Raw genomic sequence first — 15,723 nt, 5'->3', positions numbered from 1 at the left:
TGGGGCGGCGGAATGGCAAGCTCGGCGTCAGTGGGCGGTTCAGGCCGCGGTGAGGCGCGTCATCAGGATTTCGCGGCGGTGGCGGAAGCCCAGGCGTTCGTAGAGGGCGATGGCGGCCTGGTTGCTGGCATAGGCGTGCAGGAACGGCGTGTCCCCGCGTTCCAGGATGCCGGTGGCGACGCGGCGCATCAGTGCCGCGGCGTATCCGCGGCCCCGATGGTCCGGATGGGTGCAGACGCCGCTCACCTCGGTGAAGCCGTCGGGCTGCATCCGCTCGCCGGCCATGGCGACGAGGCGGCCGTCCTGGCGGATGCCGACGAAGCGGCCGAGCTGGTGGGTCTTTTCGAAGAAGGGGCCCGGCTCGGTGAGGGTGGCGAGCGCGAGCATCTCGGGCGCGTCGGCGTCGCCGAGCGGGATGGGCGCGGCGTCTGGGGCGCTCGCATCGGTAAGTTGCGTTGCCACCATCTGGACGCCGACGTCCTGGGACACGACCGCGAGGCCGGAGATCGGTGGAGGCGCGTCCGGCTGGAGCAGGGCCACGTCGCCGTGCTCGATCACCAGCGCGGCCAGGCTGGCGAGGCTCGGCTCCGCATCGTCCGCGAGCGCGGCGAAGACGCCATAGTCGGGATGGTAGCGGCGGACTGCGCCGTAGAGGACGGCGAAGCGCGCGTGGCGGCCGTTGAGCGCGGAGAGGGCTGGAAGGTCGAGGGGGTGCGATGCCGTCATGGGGCGGAGCTTAGTCGCACTGGGGGGTGCGTCGGTAGCGGGCTCGTGGGGCCGGCGTGGCGCGAATTTCGGGCGGCATCGCAACTGGGCCCCGGCCTTCGCCGGGGTACGGGTTAGGCTTTGGGGTTGAGCGGGTGGCCAGTTGCGGGGATCGGAATCTGGCCGCGGCCCTAGCCCGTGATCGTACCCCGGCGGAGGCCGGGGTCCAGGTGGGGGCCGGTTGCGGCGAAATGTGCTGCAGCATTACCCCCTCGTTCGCGTCACACCGTGCTCCTGCGTAGGCAGGAGCACGGTTGGCTGCCGGTATGCGGGGGCCGCCGCGCACCGCCCCTAGCTGAAGAAGTCGAGGTTCTCCGGCGTCAGCCAGCCATAGATGTAGTTGAGGTAGAACACCCCGAACAGCACCACCGAGACGATCGTGGTGCGCAGCGCGATCCTGCCCGGCGCGAACTGGACGGGCGCGCTTTCGGCTTGGCCGGGGACATGCGGCTGGCCCGCCTCCTCCGCCGTGCGCATGCCGAACGGCAGGACAAGGAATGCGCTGAGCACCCAGAACAGCAGGTAGATCGCCAATGCCGACTGCCAGCGCATAATCCTCAAGCCTCGATGAGCAGCACGTCCACGATCGGCTTCTTGCCGGTCCAGCGGGTCGCCACGCGACGGACGGCGAGGCGAAGCTGCTCGCGCAGCTTCTCACGGTCGCGGCCACCCTTGCGCACCGCCGCCTCGGCGGCGTCGGCGGCTTCCTCCAGGAAGGGATCGCGCTCGTCCTCGACCGGCACGCCCTGGGCGCGCACCACGGCGTTGCCGACCAGGTTGCCGCGGCGGTCGATCGCGACGGCGACCGACATCTGGCCATATTGCGAGATACGGCGGCGCTCGTTGATGGTGTTGCCGTCCGCCGGCAGGATCACGTCGCCATCGAGTGCGAGCCGCCCGACCACGGCGTGGCCGATGCGGCGCGGGTTGCCCGGTGCCAGACGCAGGATGTCGCCGTTCTGCTGCGTGATCGCATCCGGCACGCCCTGCGCCAGCGCGAAGCGGGTGTGCTCGGCCAGGTGGCGGGCCTCGCCGTGGACGGGCACGACCAGATCCGGGCGGATCCACTTGTACATGGCCGCGAGCTCCGGCCGGCCGGGATGGCCCGACACGTGGACGTGCGCCTGGCGATCGGTGATCATCTCCACACCCTTCAACGCAAGCGCGTTCATGATGCGGCCGATCGCGACCTCGTTGCCGGGGATCTGCTTGGAGGAGAAGACGACGCGGTCGCCCTGCTCCAGGCTGATCTGATGGCTGCCGTCCGCCACGCGGGCGAGGGCCGCGCGCGGTTCGCCCTGGCCGCCGGTGGCGATGATCAGCACCTCGTTGCGGGGCATCGACATGGCGGTGTCGAAGTCGACAGTCGCCGGGAAGTCCGTCAGATAGCCGGTGGCACGGGCGACGCGCAGAATGCGATCGAGCGAGCGACCGGCGACGCAGACGGCGCGGCCGGTTTCCTGCGCGACCTTGCCCAGCGTCGAGAGGCGTGCGGCGTTGGAGGCGAAGGTGGTGACCATGACGCGGCCGCGCGCGCTGGCGACCGTGTCGAGCAGCCCGGCATAGACATCATCCTCGGAACCCGAGGCGGTGTCGTTGAGGACGTTGGTGGAATCGCAGACCAGCGCGAACACGCCTTCGTCGCCGATCGCTTCCAGCTCGGCCGGGGTAGAGGCTGCGCCGACCAGGGTGGTCTTGTCCAGCTTCCAGTCGCCGGTGTGGAACACGCGGCCGTGCGGCGTGTCGATCAGGAGCGCGTTCGCCTCCGGGATCGAGTGGGCGAGCGGCACGAAGCGGAAGCCGAACGGGCCCGCGCGGAAGCTGCCGGCGCGCTCGATCACCTTGAGCTCGACGGTGTCGGCGATGCCCTCTTCCTCGAGCTTGCCGCGGATCAGGCCGGCCGTGAACGGCGTGGCGTAGATCGGCACGTCGAGGTCGGCGGCGAGGTAGGGCAGCCCGCCGATGTGATCCTCATGCCCGTGGGTGATGACGATGCCGACGAGGTCGTCCAGGCGATCCTCGATGAACTGGAGGTCTGGCAGCATCACGTCGATGCCGGGATAGGCCGGATCGGCAAAGGTGATGCCGCAATCGACCATCACCCACTTGCCCTGGGTTCCGTAGAGATTGACGTTCATGCCGATCTCGCCCGATCCGCCGAGCGCGACAAATAAAAGTTCGTTTCCGGGAGTCACTGGGTTCTTTCTTCAGGTAACTCGCCGCCATCCCGCGACGAGGGGCCCGACCGTGCCGGTGCCACTTTGCAAAATCTCTTCAGGCTTCGGCGGCTATATGGGTTCTTGCCCACAGCATCGCCAGCCCTCGCAAGGTGAGGTCCGCCTCCACCACGTCGAACACCGCCGTGCGCTGTTCGAACAGGATGGCGAGGCCGCCGGTCGCGATCACCTTCACGGGGCGGCCGATCTCCTGCTTCAGCCGGGCGACCAGCCCCTCGATCATCGCGACATAGCCCCAATAGATGCCGATGTGCATCTGGCTGACCGTGTTGCGGCCGATCACGGTGGAATCGGCCGGCGCCTCGATCGCGATGCGGGGCAGCTTGGCGGCCGCGGTCACCAGCGCGTCGAGCGAGAGATTGATGCCGGGGGCGATGATGCCGCCCTTGTAGGCACCTCGGAAGTCGACCACGTCGAAGGTGGTGGCGGTGCCGAAGTCGATGACGATCAGGTCGCCGGGATGCTCGGCATGGGCGGCGATGACGTTGAGCGCGCGGTCGGCGCCCAGGTTCTGCGGCTCGTCCACATCGAGCGGGAAGCCCCAGGGCGCGGCGGCGCTGCCGGCGATCACCGGCTCCGTGCCGAAATATTTGCGGGCGAGCACCTGGAGGTTGTGGAGCGCGCGCGGGACCACGGTGCCGATCATCACGCCGTCGACATCGGAACGCTGGTGGCCCTCCAGCGCGAGCAGCTGGCTCAGCCACACGGCATATTCGTCGGCGGTCCGCCGGGGATCGGTCGCGATGCGCCAGCGCGCATGGATGGCCTCGCCCTCCATCAGCGCGAACACGATGTTGGTGTTGCCGGCGTCGATCGCGAGCAGCATGGCGGCTTCTACCCTTTGGTTCGTGGCGGGCGTGCGGGCGTCAGGCCAGCAGCACGTCGCCTGCGTGCATGGCATGGCGCGTGCCATCGGCCAAGCGCAGCAGCAACGCCCCGTCGGAATCGAGCCCGTCGAACAGCCCGGTGACGCTGCCGCCGTCGGGCAGGCGCGCGGTGAGCGCAGTGCCGAGCGGATGGGCGCGATCGAGCCAGCGCTGGCGGATGGGCGCGAGCCCCTCCCCGCGCCACCGGCCGAGCCAGCGCGCGAAGCCTTCCGCCAGCGTCTCCAGGAACGCGTCGGGCGCCACCGGGGCACCGTGCGCGGCGAGGCTGGTGGTGGCGCGGTCCGCGAGATCGGGATGGTGGGCGATATTGACGCCGATGCCGATCACGACCGCGTCCCCTGCCCGCTCCAGCAACATGCCCGAAAGCTTGGCGCCGTCGACCAGCAGGTCGTTGGGCCATTTGAGTGCGAGCCCCGCCGCTTGCGGAAGATAGACGCGCACCGCATCGTCCAGCGCAACGGCCGCCACGAAGGCGAGCGTGGGGGCGGGCGGATCGGTGGGGCGCAGACACACGACGGTGCTGGCGTAGCAGTTGCCGGGAGGCGAGACCCAGGGCCGGCCGAGCCGACCGCGGCCGGCGGTCTGGCGCTCGGCGCGCAGCCACAGGCCTTCGGATGCGAGACCGGCCCCGACCAGCGCCGACAGATCGGCGTTGGTGGAGCCGGTCTCCGCGACGACGCGGATGGTCGTCAGAACAGCGACCGTGCCGCCGTCATGGTCCAGGCGCCGAGCGGGGCGAGCAGGAACCAGCCCACCGGCGAGATGAACACGGCGGTCGCCGCGAGCAGACCGCCCTCGAAGCGATCGGTGCGGACGGCGACGCCCTCTGCCGGTGCATCGAAGTAGAGCGTCTTAACGATGCGGAGGTAGTAATAGGCGCCCGGCACCGAGCCGATCACCGCAACCACCGCCAGCACGAACAGGTCGGCCTGGACCGCGGCGTTGAACACCTCCAGCTTTGCATTAAAGCCGAGCAGCGGCGGGATGCCTGCAAGCGAGAACATCATGATCGCGAGCGCCGCGGCGAGGCCCGGATGCGAACGCGAGAGACCGGAGAAGCCGGCGATCGTCTCGATCGGGCGACCCGCGACGTCGCGCATCTGCAGCACCACCAGGAAGGAGCCGAGCGTCATGACGATGTAGATCGCCATGTAGAACAGTACCGAGGCGACGCCCTCCGGCGTGCCGGCCGCCAGGCCGACCAGCGCGAAGCCGACGTTGTTGATCGACGAATAGGCGAGCAGGCGCTTGATGTTGGTCTGGCCGATCGCCGCGACCGCACCGAGCACGATCGACGCGAGCGAGGCGAAGATCACGATCTGGCGCCAATCGGCGGTCGCCGGGCCCATCGCCTCGATCGCGACGCGCATGCCGAGGCCGATCGCCGCCACCTTGGGCGCCGAGGCGAAGAACGCGGTGACCGGGGTCGGCGCGCCCTCGTACACGTCCGGCGTCCACATGTGGAACGGCACGGCCGACATCTTGAAGGCGATGCCCGCGAACACGAACACCAGGCCAAAGAGCAGGCCGAGCGACCGCTCGCCGCCGAGGTCGCCGGCATAGGCCTGGGCAATGTCGACGAACAAGGTCGTGCCGCTGAAGCCGTACACCAGGCTGATGCCGTAGAGCAGGATGCCCGAGGCCAGCGCGCCGAGGACGAAATACTTCAGGCCCGCTTCGGCCGAGCGCGTGTCGCGGCGCATGAAGCTGGCGAGGACATAGGCGGCAAGGCTCTGCAGCTCGAGGCCGACGTAGAGCAGCAGCATGTCGCCCGCCGACACCATCATGCCCATGCCGGTGCACGAGAGCAGGATAAGGATCGGATATTCGGGCTTCAGGTTATCGCCGGCCGTCTGCGCGAAGAAGCGCGGGGCGACCATGATCGCGATCGCCGAGGCGGCGTAGATCAGCACCTTCGCATAGGCTGCGAAGGCGTCGGCACGATACATGCCGCCGAATGCGGTCGCACCCGACGAGGCCGGACCGATGAGCGCGATGCCCGCGCCCACCAAGACGAAGACGGAGGCGATGCTGACCGCGCGGGTCGAGCGCTGCCCGCCCCAGGCGGCGACGAGCATCAGCACGATCGCGCCGGCCGCGAGCACGAGCTCCGGCAGGGTGGTCGCGAGTTGGGATGCGTAGCTCATCAGTGCGCCTCGGAGTGTGCAGGGGCGCCATGCGCCGCTTCGCCGCCGTGCTCAGCCGCCGCGGCCGCAGCCGCTTCGGGGTTGCCGGGGGTGGGTCGGGAATCGCTGGCCGGGGTCGCACGTTCGATGCGGGCCAGCAGCGTGGTGACGTCGTTGCGCATCGGCGCCATGAAGCTTTCCGGATAGACACCCATCCAGAGCGCCACGGCCGCGACCGGTGCCAGGAGCGCGATCTCGCGCACCGACAGGTCCGGCATCGCCCGCACGTCTTCCTTGTCGAGCGGGCCATAGGCGACCCGGCGATAGAGGTAGAGCATGTAGGCAGCGCCCAGGATGATGCTGGTGGTGCAGATCAGCGCCGCCCAGGTCGACACCTGGTAGAGGCCGGCAAGGCTGAGGAACTCGGCGACGAAGCCGCTGGTCCCCGGCAGGCCGATCGATGCCATGGTGAAGAACAGGAAGAACACGGCGTAGCGCGGCATGTTTTCCGCCAGACCGCCGTAGCGGGCGATCTCACGGGTGTGCAGGCGGTCGTAGATGACGCCCACGCACAGGAACAGCGCGCCCGAGACCAGACCGTGGCTGAGCATCATGATCATCGCGCCCTCGATGCCCTGCCGGTTGAAGGCGAACAGGCCGATGGTCACGATCGCCATGTGCGCGACCGACGAATAGGCGATGAGCTTCTTCATGTCCGACTGCACCAGCGCGACGAGCGAGGTGTAGACCACCGCAACGGCCGAGAGCAGGAAGATGAGCCAGGCGAGATCGCCCGAGGCATCCGGGAACATCGGCAGCGAGAAGCGCAGGAAGCCGTAGCCGCCGAGCTTCAGCAGCACGCCCGCCAGGATGACGGAACCCGCGGTCGGCGCCTGCACGTGCGCGTCCGGAAGCCAGGTGTGGACCGGCCACATCGGCATCTTGACCGCGAACGATGCGAAGAACGCCAGCCACAGCCATGTCTGGACCTGCGGCGGGAAGTCGTACGCCATCAGCGTCGGGATGTCGGTCGTGCCGGCGGTCGAGCGGATGTAGATCATCGCGATCAGCATCAGCACCGAGCCGAGCAGCGTGTAGAGGAAGAACTTGTACGACGCGTAGATCCGGTTCGCCCCGCCCCAGATGCCGATGATCAGGTACATCGGGATCAGGCCACCTTCGAAGAAGATGTAGAACAGCAGCAGGTCCTGCGCCGCGAAGGTGCCGATCATCAGCACCTCGGTAAGGCAGAAGGCGGCCATGTATTCCGGCACGCGATCCGTCACCGACTTCCAGCTGGCGCCGATGCAGATCGGCATCAGGAAGACGCTGAGCATGATCAGCAGCAGCGAGATGCCGTCGATGCCGAGCGCCCAGTTGAAGCCGCCGACGTTGATCGGGCCTTCAACGAACTGCCACTGGGCGCCGCCGACGTCGAACGACGCCCACAGCAGGATGCCCAGCGCGAAGTCGACCAGCGTGGCGAAGAGCGCGATCCAGCGCGCCGCCTCCGCCTTGACGAACAGGCAGGCGATGGCCGCGATCGCGGGGACCGCCAGCATCACCGACAGGATCGGGAACTCCATCACTTCGCGAACCCCCGAACCACGATCGTTACATAGCCGGCCATTGCCGGACCCCCCATTGCTTGTTCGGTCATCCCGGTGCCGCGCACGGCCGGTGCGCCCGCGCCGCCGATCACGACGCGATCGCCCAGGTGACCGCCGCCGTCAGGCCGATCAGCATGACGAAGGCATAGGTGTAGAGATAGCCGGTCTGCATCTTGACCGCGACGCGGCTGCCCAGTGCCACCACCGCGGCCGAGCCGTTGGGCCCGAACCGATCGATGGTGCCCTCGTCGCCGCGCTTCCAGAAGAAGCGGCCGAGCGCGAACGCCGGGCGGACGAAGATGAGGTTGTACAGCTCGTCGAAGTACCATTTGCGCAGCAGGAACTGATGCAGCGGACGCAGGGCGGTTGCCGTGCGGCGCGACGTTCCGGGCTTGAGCACATAGGTGACCAGCGCCGCCACGAAGCCGAGGATCATGACGATCGTCGCCGCCAGCTTCACCAGCATCGGGACCTCGTGCATCGCGTGCATCAGGTGTTCGTTGAAGAACAGGCTGCCGCCCCAGAAGCGTGCGCCCTCCTCTGCCCCGATGAACCACGGGTTGAACACGAAGCCTGCGGCCACCGCGCCCACCGTCAGCACGATCAGCGGCACCAGCATCGGCAGCGGGCTTTCGTGCGGGTGATAGCCGCCGGTCCCGGCCGGGACCTGGTCCGCGTGCGCCGCGTGGGTCGAAGGCGCGTGGCCTGCGTCTTCGGCATCCGCGTGCACTTCCTGGCCGTGCGAGTCCGCAACCGCATGGGCATGGGCGTGGTCGTCGTGACCGTGCGCGTCATGGCCATGGCCGTGGGCGTCGTGGAGCGCATGCTGGATGTGCTCCGACGCGGCCCAGCGGGGCGTGCCGAAGAAGGTCAGGAAGATCAGCCGCCACGAGTAGAAGCTGGTCAGCAGGGCTGCGAAGGTGCCGACGTAGAACGCCAGCGTACCGGTGCCGCCGGCCGCGAACGCCGCCTCGAGGATCGCGTCCTTCGAATGGTAGCCCGCGAAGCCGCCCACGCCGTAGATGCCGACGCCGGTGATCGCGAGCGTGCCCGCCATCATCGCCCAGAAGGTGAGCGGGATCGACTTCCGCAGGCCGCCGTAGAAGCGCATGTCCTGCTCGTGGTGCATCGCGTGGATCACCGACCCCGCACCCAGGAACAACAGCGCCTTGAAGAAAGCGTGGGTGAACAGGTGGAACATCGCCGCCCCATAGGCGCCGACGCCGGCCGCGAAGAACATGTAGCCGAGCTGCGAGCAGGTCGAATAGGCGATCACGCGCTTGATGTCGGTCTGCACCAGGCCGATCGTCGCGGCGAACAGGCAGGTCGCGGCACCGACGACGGTGACGACGGTGAGCGCCGTCGGGCTCACCTCGAACATCGGCGACAGGCGGCACACCATGAAGACGCCCGCGGTGACCATGGTCGCCGCGTGGATCAGCGCCGACACCGGGGTCGGGCCCTCCATCGCGTCCGGCAGCCAGGTGTGGAGGCCCAGCTGCGCCGACTTGCCCATCGCGCCGACGAACAGCAGCAGGCAGAGCACGGTCATCGTATCGAAGCGCGCGCCCAGGAAGCCGATCGTCGAGCCGGCCATGCCCGGTGCGGCAGCCAGGATCTCCGGAATGGAGACGGTGCCGAACACCAGGAAGGTGCCGAAGATGCCGAGCATGAAGCCGAGGTCGCCGACGCGGTTGACGACGAACGCCTTGATCGCGGCGGCATTGGCGCTGGGCTTATAGTACCAGAAGCCGATCAGCAGGTAGGACGCGAGACCCACGCCTTCCCAGCCGAAGAACATCTGCACCAGATTGTTCGCCGTCACGAGCATCAGCATCGCGAAGGTGAACAGCGACAGATAGGCGAAGAAGCGCGGCTGCGACGGGTCCTCGCTCATATAGCCCCAGCTATAGAGGTGGACGAGCGCGGACACGCTGGTGATCACCACCAGCATCACGGCCGTCATCGCATCGACGCGCAGCGCCCAGGCGATGTCCATGTCCCCGGAGACGATCCAAGTGAACAGCGGCTCGACGTGCGCCACCTGCGTGCCGCGCATGAAGTCGATGAAGATCGGCCAGGACATGGCGCACGAGGCGAACAGCGCGCCCGTGGTCACGATCTTCGGGAATGCGGTGCCGAACGCACGGTTGCTCAGGCCTGCAATCGCAGCGGCCAGGAGCGGCAGGAGAACGATAAGCTGGATCACCGAATGATCACCCCTTCATCCGGTTGACGTCGTCGACCGAGATCGAGCCGCGGCCACGGAAATAGATCACCAGGATCGCCAGGCCGATGGCGGCTTCGCCGGCGGCCACGGTGAGCACGAACATCGCGAACACCTGCCCCACCAGGTCGCCCAGGTAGGAGGAGAAGGCCACGAGGTTGATGTTCACGCTGAGCAGGATCAGCTCGATCGCCATCAGCAGCACGATCAGGTTCTTCCGGTTGAGGAAGATGCCGAGCACGCCGAGCGTGAACAGGATCGCCCCCACGACCAGATAATGGATCAGACCGATCACAGCTCCACTCCCTGCCCGACGGGCTGATTGACGTTGCGGGTCGCATCCTTGGAACGGCGCGCAACCTGGCGGCTGACGTTCTGGCGATGGCTGTCGGTGCGGTTGCGGTGCGTGAGCACGATCGCGCCGATCATGGCGACCAGCAGCACCAGCCCCGCGCCTTCGAAGACGTAGAGATAGCGCGTGTAGAGCAGGTGGCCGATCGCCTCGATGTTCGGGAGCGCGCCGTCGATCGGCGCGATGCGCCGGCCAAGCTCGATGCGCCCCGTCGACCAGGCGCCGACCGCGATCAGGATCTCCGCCACCAGCGCCACCGCGAGCACCAGGCCCAGCGGCAGGTAGCGGACGAAGCCCGCGCGCAGCTCCGCGAAGTCGATGTCGAGCATCATGACCACGAACAGGAACAGCACGGCGACCGCGCCCACATAGACGATGACGAGCAGCATCGCGATGAACTCGGCACCGACGAGCACCATCAGGCCGGCCGCGTTGAAGAACGCGAGGATCAGCCAGAGCACGGCGTGGACCGGGTTGCGCGACGTGATCGTCAGCGCGGCCGACACGACCACCACCGCGGCGAAGAGATAAAAGGCGAGTGTATGGATCACGGACGCGTTGGGCCCCCTGCCCTCCGTTCGCCCCGCGCGCTGCGCGAGGCCGGTTCACTTCTTGAGGAAGCAGCGCAGGGCCTCGACTGGCTCGGCCCGAACGGCATGAATTTCGAAGTCGCGCGCATTACCGGTACGGCGCGTCGCTCGCAAGGTTCGCGGCAATCGCGCGTTCCCAGCGGTCCCCGTTCGCGAGCAGCTTGTCCTTGTGGTAGATCAGCTCCTCACGCGTCTCGGTCGCGAACTCCAGGTTCGGCCCCTCGACGACGGCGTCCACCGGGCATGCCTCCTGGCAGAGACCGCAGTAGATGCACTTGGTCATGTCGATGTCGTAGCGCGTGGTGCGGCGGCTGCCGTCCTCGCGCGGTTCGGCCTCGATCGTGATCGCCAGCGCCGGGCACACCGCCTCGCACAGCTTGCACGCGATGCAGCGCTCTTCGCCGTTGGGATAGCGACGCAGCGCATGCTCACCGCGGAAACGGGGCGAGAGCGGGTTCTTCTCGTACGGATAGTTGATCGTCGCCTTGGGCTTGAAGAAATAGCGCAAGGTCAGCGCGTGGGCCTTGATGAACTCCCACAGCGTGAACGATCGGATTACCTGTGCGACGCTCATGCGGGCACTCCAACGCGGTCGAGCATGAGATACCCCGACACCATGAACACGAACAACAGCGACAGCGGCAGGAAGATCTTCCAGCCAAGCCGCATCAGCTGGTCGTAGCGGTACCGCGGCACCGTCGCGCGAACCCAGCTGAACACGAAGAAGAAGAACAGGATCTTGGCGAACAGCCAGATGATGCCCGGCACCATGTAGAGCGGCGCCCAGTCGACCGGCGGCAGCCAGCCACCCCAGAACAGCGTCGCGTTGAGCGCGCACATCAGGAGGACGTTGGCGTACTCACCCAGCCAGAACAGCGCGAACGCCATCGAGCTGTATTCGGTCTGGTAGCCGGCGACGAGTTCGGACTCCGCCTCGGTCAAGTCGAACGGGGCGCGCTGCGTCTCCGCCATGGACGAGATCAGGAACACCACCGCCATCGGGAACAGCAGCGGGTTGAAGCCGAAGCCGTTGATGAAGCCGAAGATGTGCCCCTTCTGCTCCGTCACGATCGTGGAGAGGTTGAACGATCCGGCCCAGAGCACCACCGCGATCAGCACGAAGCCGATGGCGACTTCGTACGACACCATCTGCGCGGCGCCGCGAAGCGCCGAGTAGAAGGGGTACTTCGAGTTGGACGCCCAGCCTGCGATGATGATGCCGTAGACGCCGAGCGACGAGGCCGCGAGGACGTAGAGCAGGCCGACGTTGATGTTCGAGAGGACCATGCCCTCCTGGAACGGCACCACCGCCCACACGATCAGCGCCACCGTAAAGGTGATGATCGGCGCGAGCAGGAACAGGCCCTTGTTCGCGCTGGTCGGGATGATGGTTTCCTGGAGGAACACCTTCAGGCCGTCGGCGAAGCTCTGCAGCAGGCCGAACGGGCCGACGACGTTGGGGCCGCGGCGCAGCGCCATCGCCGCCCAGATCTTGCGATCGGCGTAGATGATCATGGCGACGGCCAGCATCAGCGGCAGCGCGATCAGCAGGATCGAGACGACCGTGCCGACGAACCACGCCCAGTCGTAGGGAAGCCCTACGGTATTCTGAAAGAACGAAGTCACTCCGCGGCCTCCGCGAAATCCTGGCCATGGACCAGTTCAGCCGAGCAGCGCTGCATCGTCGGGCTCGCGCGGCAGATGGCGTTGGTGAGATAGAAGTCGGCGATCGGATAGGTGACGCTGCCTTCGGCACGCGCGTCCAGCACCGGCGGGTTCCAGTCGTAGCGGACCAGACCCTCGGTGGCGAGCGCGGGCACCTCGGCGAACATCGCCGCGCGCAAGCCCTGGAACGTGTCGAACGGCAGGGTCGCGCTCAGCCGATCCGACAGCGCGCGCAGGATCGTCCAGTCCTCGCGTGCGTCGCCCGGTGCGAACACCGCCGCGTCGCCACGCTGCACGCGCCCTTCCAGATTCACATAGGTGCCCGCCTTTTCGGCGTAGCTGGCACCCGGCAGGATCACGTCCGCATGGTGCGCGCCCTTGTCGCCGTGGTGGCCGATGTAGACCTTGAAGCTGTTCGCAAACGCCGTGAAGTCGACCTCGTCCGCACCCATGAAGAAGACGAGCTTCGGATTGGCGGCGACGATGTCGGCGATGCCGCCCGGCTGCGCGAAGCCGAGCATCAGCCCGCCCATGCGCGCCGCGGCGGTGTGGACGACGTTGAAGCCGTTCCAGCCATCGCGGACCAGATTGCCGTCGGTGGCGAGCTTGAGCGCTGCCGCATGGCCGTTCTTGAGCGCGCCCGGGCCGACGATGACCATCGGGCGCTCGGCCGCGTCCAGCGCCTCTGCGGCGCGGTCGGGAAGACCGCCCAGCAGCGACAGGTCTTCGCCCAGCCACTCGACCTTATAGGTCAGGTCCGTCTCCGGCCCGATCGCGAACACGCGCGCACCGCGCTTGATCGCCTTGCGCACGCGGGTGTTCACCAGCGGCGCCTCGTGGCGGAGGTCGGTGCCGACCAGCAGGATGGCGTCGGCCTGCTCGACACCGGCGATGGTGGTGTTGAACGCCACTGCGCCGAGGTTCGAGACGTCATAGGCCATGCCGGTCTGGCGACCCTCGATCAGCGACGAGCCCATGTTGCGGACGAGCGCCTTGGCAGCGAACATCGTCTCGCAATCGAGCAGGTCGCCCGCGATCGCGGCGACGCTGGAGCCGGCGTTGACCGCGGCGATTGCATCGAAGGCCTCGTCCCAATCGACCGCGACCAGCTTGCCGTCGCGACGGACGTACGGGCGATCGAGCCGCTTGCGCACGAGACCGTCCACGGCGTGGCGGGTCTTGTCGTGCGCCCACTCCTCGTTGACGTCCTCGTTGATGCGCGGCAGCGCGCGCAGCACCTGGCGACCGCGGCTGTCGAGCCGGATGTTGGTGCCGACCGCGTCCATCACGTCGATGGCGAGCGTCTTCTTGAGCTCCCAGGGCCGCGCTTCGAACGCATAGGGCTTCGAGGTCAGTGCGCCGACCGGGCAGAGGTCGACGACGTTGCCCGAAAGCTCGCTCGACACCGCGCGTTCGAGGTAGGAGGTGATCTGCATGTCCTCGCCGCGATAGATCGCGCCGATTTCCTCCACGCCCGCGACTTCCTCCGCAAAGCGGACGCAGCGCGTGCACTGGATGCAGCGGGTCATCACCGTCTTGACGATGGGGCCCATGTACTTCTCGGTCACGGCGCGCTTGTTCTCGTCATAGCGAGAAATGCCGCGGCCATAGGCGACCGACTGGTCCTGCAGGTCGCACTCGCCGCCCTGATCGCAGATCGGGCAGTCGAGCGGGTGGTTGATGAGCAGGAACTCCATCACGCCCTCGCGCGCGGCCTTCACCATCGCGCTGTCGGTGCGGATTTCCTGGCCGTCGGCAGCCGGCAGCGCGCACGACGCCTGCGGCTTGGGCGGCCCGGGCTTCACCTCGACGAGGCACATGCGGCAGTTGCCGGCGATCGACAGGCGTTCGTGGTAGCAGAAGCGCGGGATTTCCTTGCCCGCGATCTCGCACGCCTGGAGCACCGTGGCGCCCTGGGGGACCTCAACTTCGATCCCGTCTACTTTGAGCTTCGGCATTACTCGGCAGCTTCCATCATCGGTTCCAGCCCGCCGCCGCGCTTCTCGAGGATGCGGCGTTCGATTTCGGGGCGGAAGTGTCGGATCAGGCCCTGGATCGGCCAGGCCGCCGCGTCGCCGAGCGCGCAGATGGTATGGCCTTCGACCTGCTTGGTGACCTGGTGCAGCGTGTCGATCTCGGAAATGTCAGCGTCGCCGGTGCGGAGCCGCTCCATCACGCGCCACATCCAGCCCGTGCCCTCACGGCACGGAGTGCACTGGCCGCAGCTCTCGTGCTTGTAGAAGTACGACAGGCGGCTGATCGCGCGTACGATGTCCGTGGACTTGTCCATGACGATGATCGCCGCGGTGCCCAGGCCCGAGCCCAGCGCCTTGAGGCCATCGAAGTCCATCGGCGCGTCCATGATCTGCGCCGCGGGCACCAGCGGCACGGACGAGCCGCCCGGGATCACCGCGAGCAGATTGTCCCACCCGCCGCGGATGCCGCCGCAATGCGTCTCGATCAGCTCGCGGAAGGAGATCGACATCGCCTCCTCCACCACGCACGGACGATTCACATGGCCGCTGATCTGGAAGAGCTTGGTGCCCTTGTTGTTCTCGTTGCCGAAGCTGGAGAACCATTCGGGACCGCGCCGCAGGATCGTCGGCGCGACCGCGATCGACTCCACGTTGTTGACCGTGGTCGGGCAGCCATAAAGGCCAGCGCCGGCCGGGAACGGCGGCTTCAGGCGCGGCTGGCCCTTCTTGCCCTCGAGGCTTTCCAGCATCGCGGTCTCTTCGCCGCAAATGTAGGCGCCGGCACCGCGGTGCACGAAGACGTCGAAGTCATAGCCCGAGCCGCAGGCGTTCTTGCCCACCAGGCCCTTGGCATAGGCTTCGGCGACGGCCGCGAACAGCGTCTCGGCCTCACGGATATATTCGCCGCGGATGTAGATGTAGGCGGCACGCGCCCGCATCGCGAAGCCGGCGACCAGCGCGCCCTCGATCAGCTTGTGCGGATCGTGGCGGATGATCTCGCGGTCCTTGCACGAGCCGGGCTCGGACTCGTCGGCGTTGATGACTAGGAAGCTCGGCCGTTCCGGCGTCGGGTTCTTGGGCATGAAGCTCCACTTCATGCCGGTCGGGAAGCCTGCGCCCCCGCGCCCGCGCAGGCCCGAGGCCTTGATGCGATCGATGATCACATCGGGCCCGAGCTGGAGCAGCGCCTTGGTATTGTCCCAGTCGCCGCGCTTGATCGCTGCTTCCAGGTTCCACGGCTGAAAGCCGTAGACGTTGGTGAAGATACGGTCCTTGTCCGCGAGCACGG

Annotated in this window: 14 protein-coding genes; all 14 read right to left on the bottom strand. The window is 67.5% G+C overall.

Features of this window, described 5'->3' with window-relative positions:
• Positions 1 to 39: 39 nt before the first annotated feature.
• A complete protein-coding gene (locus EO081_RS05450) occupies positions 40 to 726 on the bottom strand; it encodes a GNAT family N-acetyltransferase (RefSeq protein WP_129340866.1) in 687 nt (228 codons plus the stop codon).
• Between the two features lie 330 nt (positions 727 to 1,056).
• Positions 1,057 to 1,317 carry a DUF1467 family protein gene (locus EO081_RS05445; protein ID WP_129340865.1) on the bottom strand — a complete coding sequence of 87 codons (261 nt, stop codon included), beginning with the start codon at positions 1,315 to 1,317 and terminating at the stop codon, positions 1,057 to 1,059.
• Positions 1,318 to 1,322: 5 nt separating this feature from the next.
• Positions 1,323 to 2,960 carry a ribonuclease J gene (locus tag EO081_RS05440; RefSeq protein WP_129340864.1) on the bottom strand — a complete coding sequence of 546 codons (1,638 nt, stop codon included), beginning with the start codon at positions 2,958 to 2,960 and terminating at the stop codon, positions 1,323 to 1,325.
• A gap of 79 nt (positions 2,961 to 3,039) precedes the next feature.
• On the bottom strand, positions 3,040 to 3,828 hold the full coding sequence (locus EO081_RS05435) for a type III pantothenate kinase (RefSeq protein ID WP_129340863.1): 789 nt from the start codon (positions 3,826 to 3,828) through the stop codon (positions 3,040 to 3,042).
• Positions 3,829 to 3,868: 40 nt separating this feature from the next.
• Complete coding sequence (locus EO081_RS05430) at positions 3,869 to 4,582, bottom strand: biotin--[acetyl-CoA-carboxylase] ligase (protein ID WP_221215019.1); 714 nt, start codon at positions 4,580 to 4,582, stop codon at positions 3,869 to 3,871.
• Positions 4,579 to 6,036 carry an NADH-quinone oxidoreductase subunit NuoN gene (gene nuoN, locus EO081_RS05425; protein WP_129340861.1) on the bottom strand — a complete coding sequence of 486 codons (1,458 nt, stop codon included), beginning with the start codon at positions 6,034 to 6,036 and terminating at the stop codon, positions 4,579 to 4,581. The genes EO081_RS05430 and nuoN overlap by 4 nt, the downstream gene beginning before the upstream one ends.
• Positions 6,036 to 7,604: an NADH-quinone oxidoreductase subunit M gene (locus EO081_RS05420; RefSeq protein WP_129340860.1), complete on the bottom strand. Its 1,569-nt coding sequence runs from the start codon at positions 7,602 to 7,604 to the stop codon at positions 6,036 to 6,038. Before EO081_RS05420 ends, nuoN begins: the two co-directional genes overlap by 1 nt.
• Before the next feature lie 109 nt (positions 7,605 to 7,713).
• Complete coding sequence (gene nuoL, locus EO081_RS05415; protein WP_129340859.1) at positions 7,714 to 9,834, bottom strand: NADH-quinone oxidoreductase subunit L; 2,121 nt, start codon at positions 9,832 to 9,834, stop codon at positions 7,714 to 7,716.
• Positions 9,835 to 9,841: 7 nt separating this feature from the next.
• Positions 9,842 to 10,147: an NADH-quinone oxidoreductase subunit NuoK gene (gene nuoK, locus EO081_RS05410; RefSeq protein WP_129340858.1), complete on the bottom strand. Its 306-nt coding sequence runs from the start codon at positions 10,145 to 10,147 to the stop codon at positions 9,842 to 9,844.
• A complete protein-coding gene (locus EO081_RS05405; RefSeq protein WP_129340857.1) occupies positions 10,144 to 10,755 on the bottom strand; it encodes an NADH-quinone oxidoreductase subunit J in 612 nt (203 codons plus the stop codon). Before EO081_RS05405 ends, nuoK begins: the two co-directional genes overlap by 4 nt.
• A gap of 127 nt (positions 10,756 to 10,882) precedes the next feature.
• Positions 10,883 to 11,368, bottom strand: a complete 486-nt coding sequence (nuoI, locus tag EO081_RS05400) for an NADH-quinone oxidoreductase subunit NuoI (RefSeq protein ID WP_129340856.1) — start codon at positions 11,366 to 11,368, stop codon at positions 10,883 to 10,885.
• Positions 11,365 to 12,420 (bottom strand): NADH-quinone oxidoreductase subunit NuoH, encoded by a 1,056-nt coding sequence (gene nuoH / locus EO081_RS05395; RefSeq protein WP_129340855.1) that lies wholly within the window; start codon positions 12,418 to 12,420, stop codon positions 11,365 to 11,367. Before nuoH ends, nuoI begins: the two co-directional genes overlap by 4 nt.
• The gene (gene nuoG, locus EO081_RS05390) at positions 12,417 to 14,417 is read right to left on the bottom strand and encodes an NADH-quinone oxidoreductase subunit NuoG (RefSeq protein WP_129340854.1); all 2,001 of its coding nucleotides are present in this window, start codon (positions 14,415 to 14,417) and stop codon (positions 12,417 to 12,419) included. Before nuoG ends, nuoH begins: the two co-directional genes overlap by 4 nt.
• Positions 14,417 to 15,721: an NADH-quinone oxidoreductase subunit NuoF gene (nuoF, locus tag EO081_RS05385; protein WP_129340853.1), complete on the bottom strand. Its 1,305-nt coding sequence runs from the start codon at positions 15,719 to 15,721 to the stop codon at positions 14,417 to 14,419. The genes nuoG and nuoF overlap by 1 nt, the downstream gene beginning before the upstream one ends.
• Positions 15,722 to 15,723 lie beyond the last annotated feature (2 nt).

The sequence above is a fragment of the Sphingomonas desiccabilis genome (assembly GCF_004135605.1).
In the GTDB taxonomy this organism is placed as follows: Bacteria; Pseudomonadota; Alphaproteobacteria; order Sphingomonadales; family Sphingomonadaceae; genus Sphingomonas; species Sphingomonas desiccabilis.
The sequence above is the reverse complement of the archived record's forward strand: the minus strand, read 5'-3'. Positions and strand labels throughout refer to the sequence as shown.

Excerpts from the sequence above, each read along its gene's own strand:
- nuoN (WP_129340861.1), bottom strand. The coding sequence starts at position 6,036 with ATGAGCTACGCATCCCAACTCGCGACCACCCTGCCGGAGCTCGTGCTC.
- nuoI (WP_129340856.1), bottom strand. The coding sequence starts at position 11,368 with ATGAGCGTCGCACAGGTAATCCGATCGTTCACGCTGTGGGAGTTCATC.
- nuoG (WP_129340854.1), bottom strand. The coding sequence starts at position 14,417 with ATGCCGAAGCTCAAAGTAGACGGGATCGAAGTTGAGGTCCCCCAGGGC.
- EO081_RS05445 (WP_129340865.1), bottom strand. The coding sequence starts at position 1,317 with ATGCGCTGGCAGTCGGCATTGGCGATCTACCTGCTGTTCTGGGTGCTC.
- EO081_RS05435 (WP_129340863.1), bottom strand. The coding sequence starts at position 3,828 with ATGCTGCTCGCGATCGACGCCGGCAACACCAACATCGTGTTCGCGCTG.
- EO081_RS05450 (WP_129340866.1), bottom strand. The coding sequence starts at position 726 with ATGACGGCATCGCACCCCCTCGACCTTCCAGCCCTCTCCGCGCTCAAC.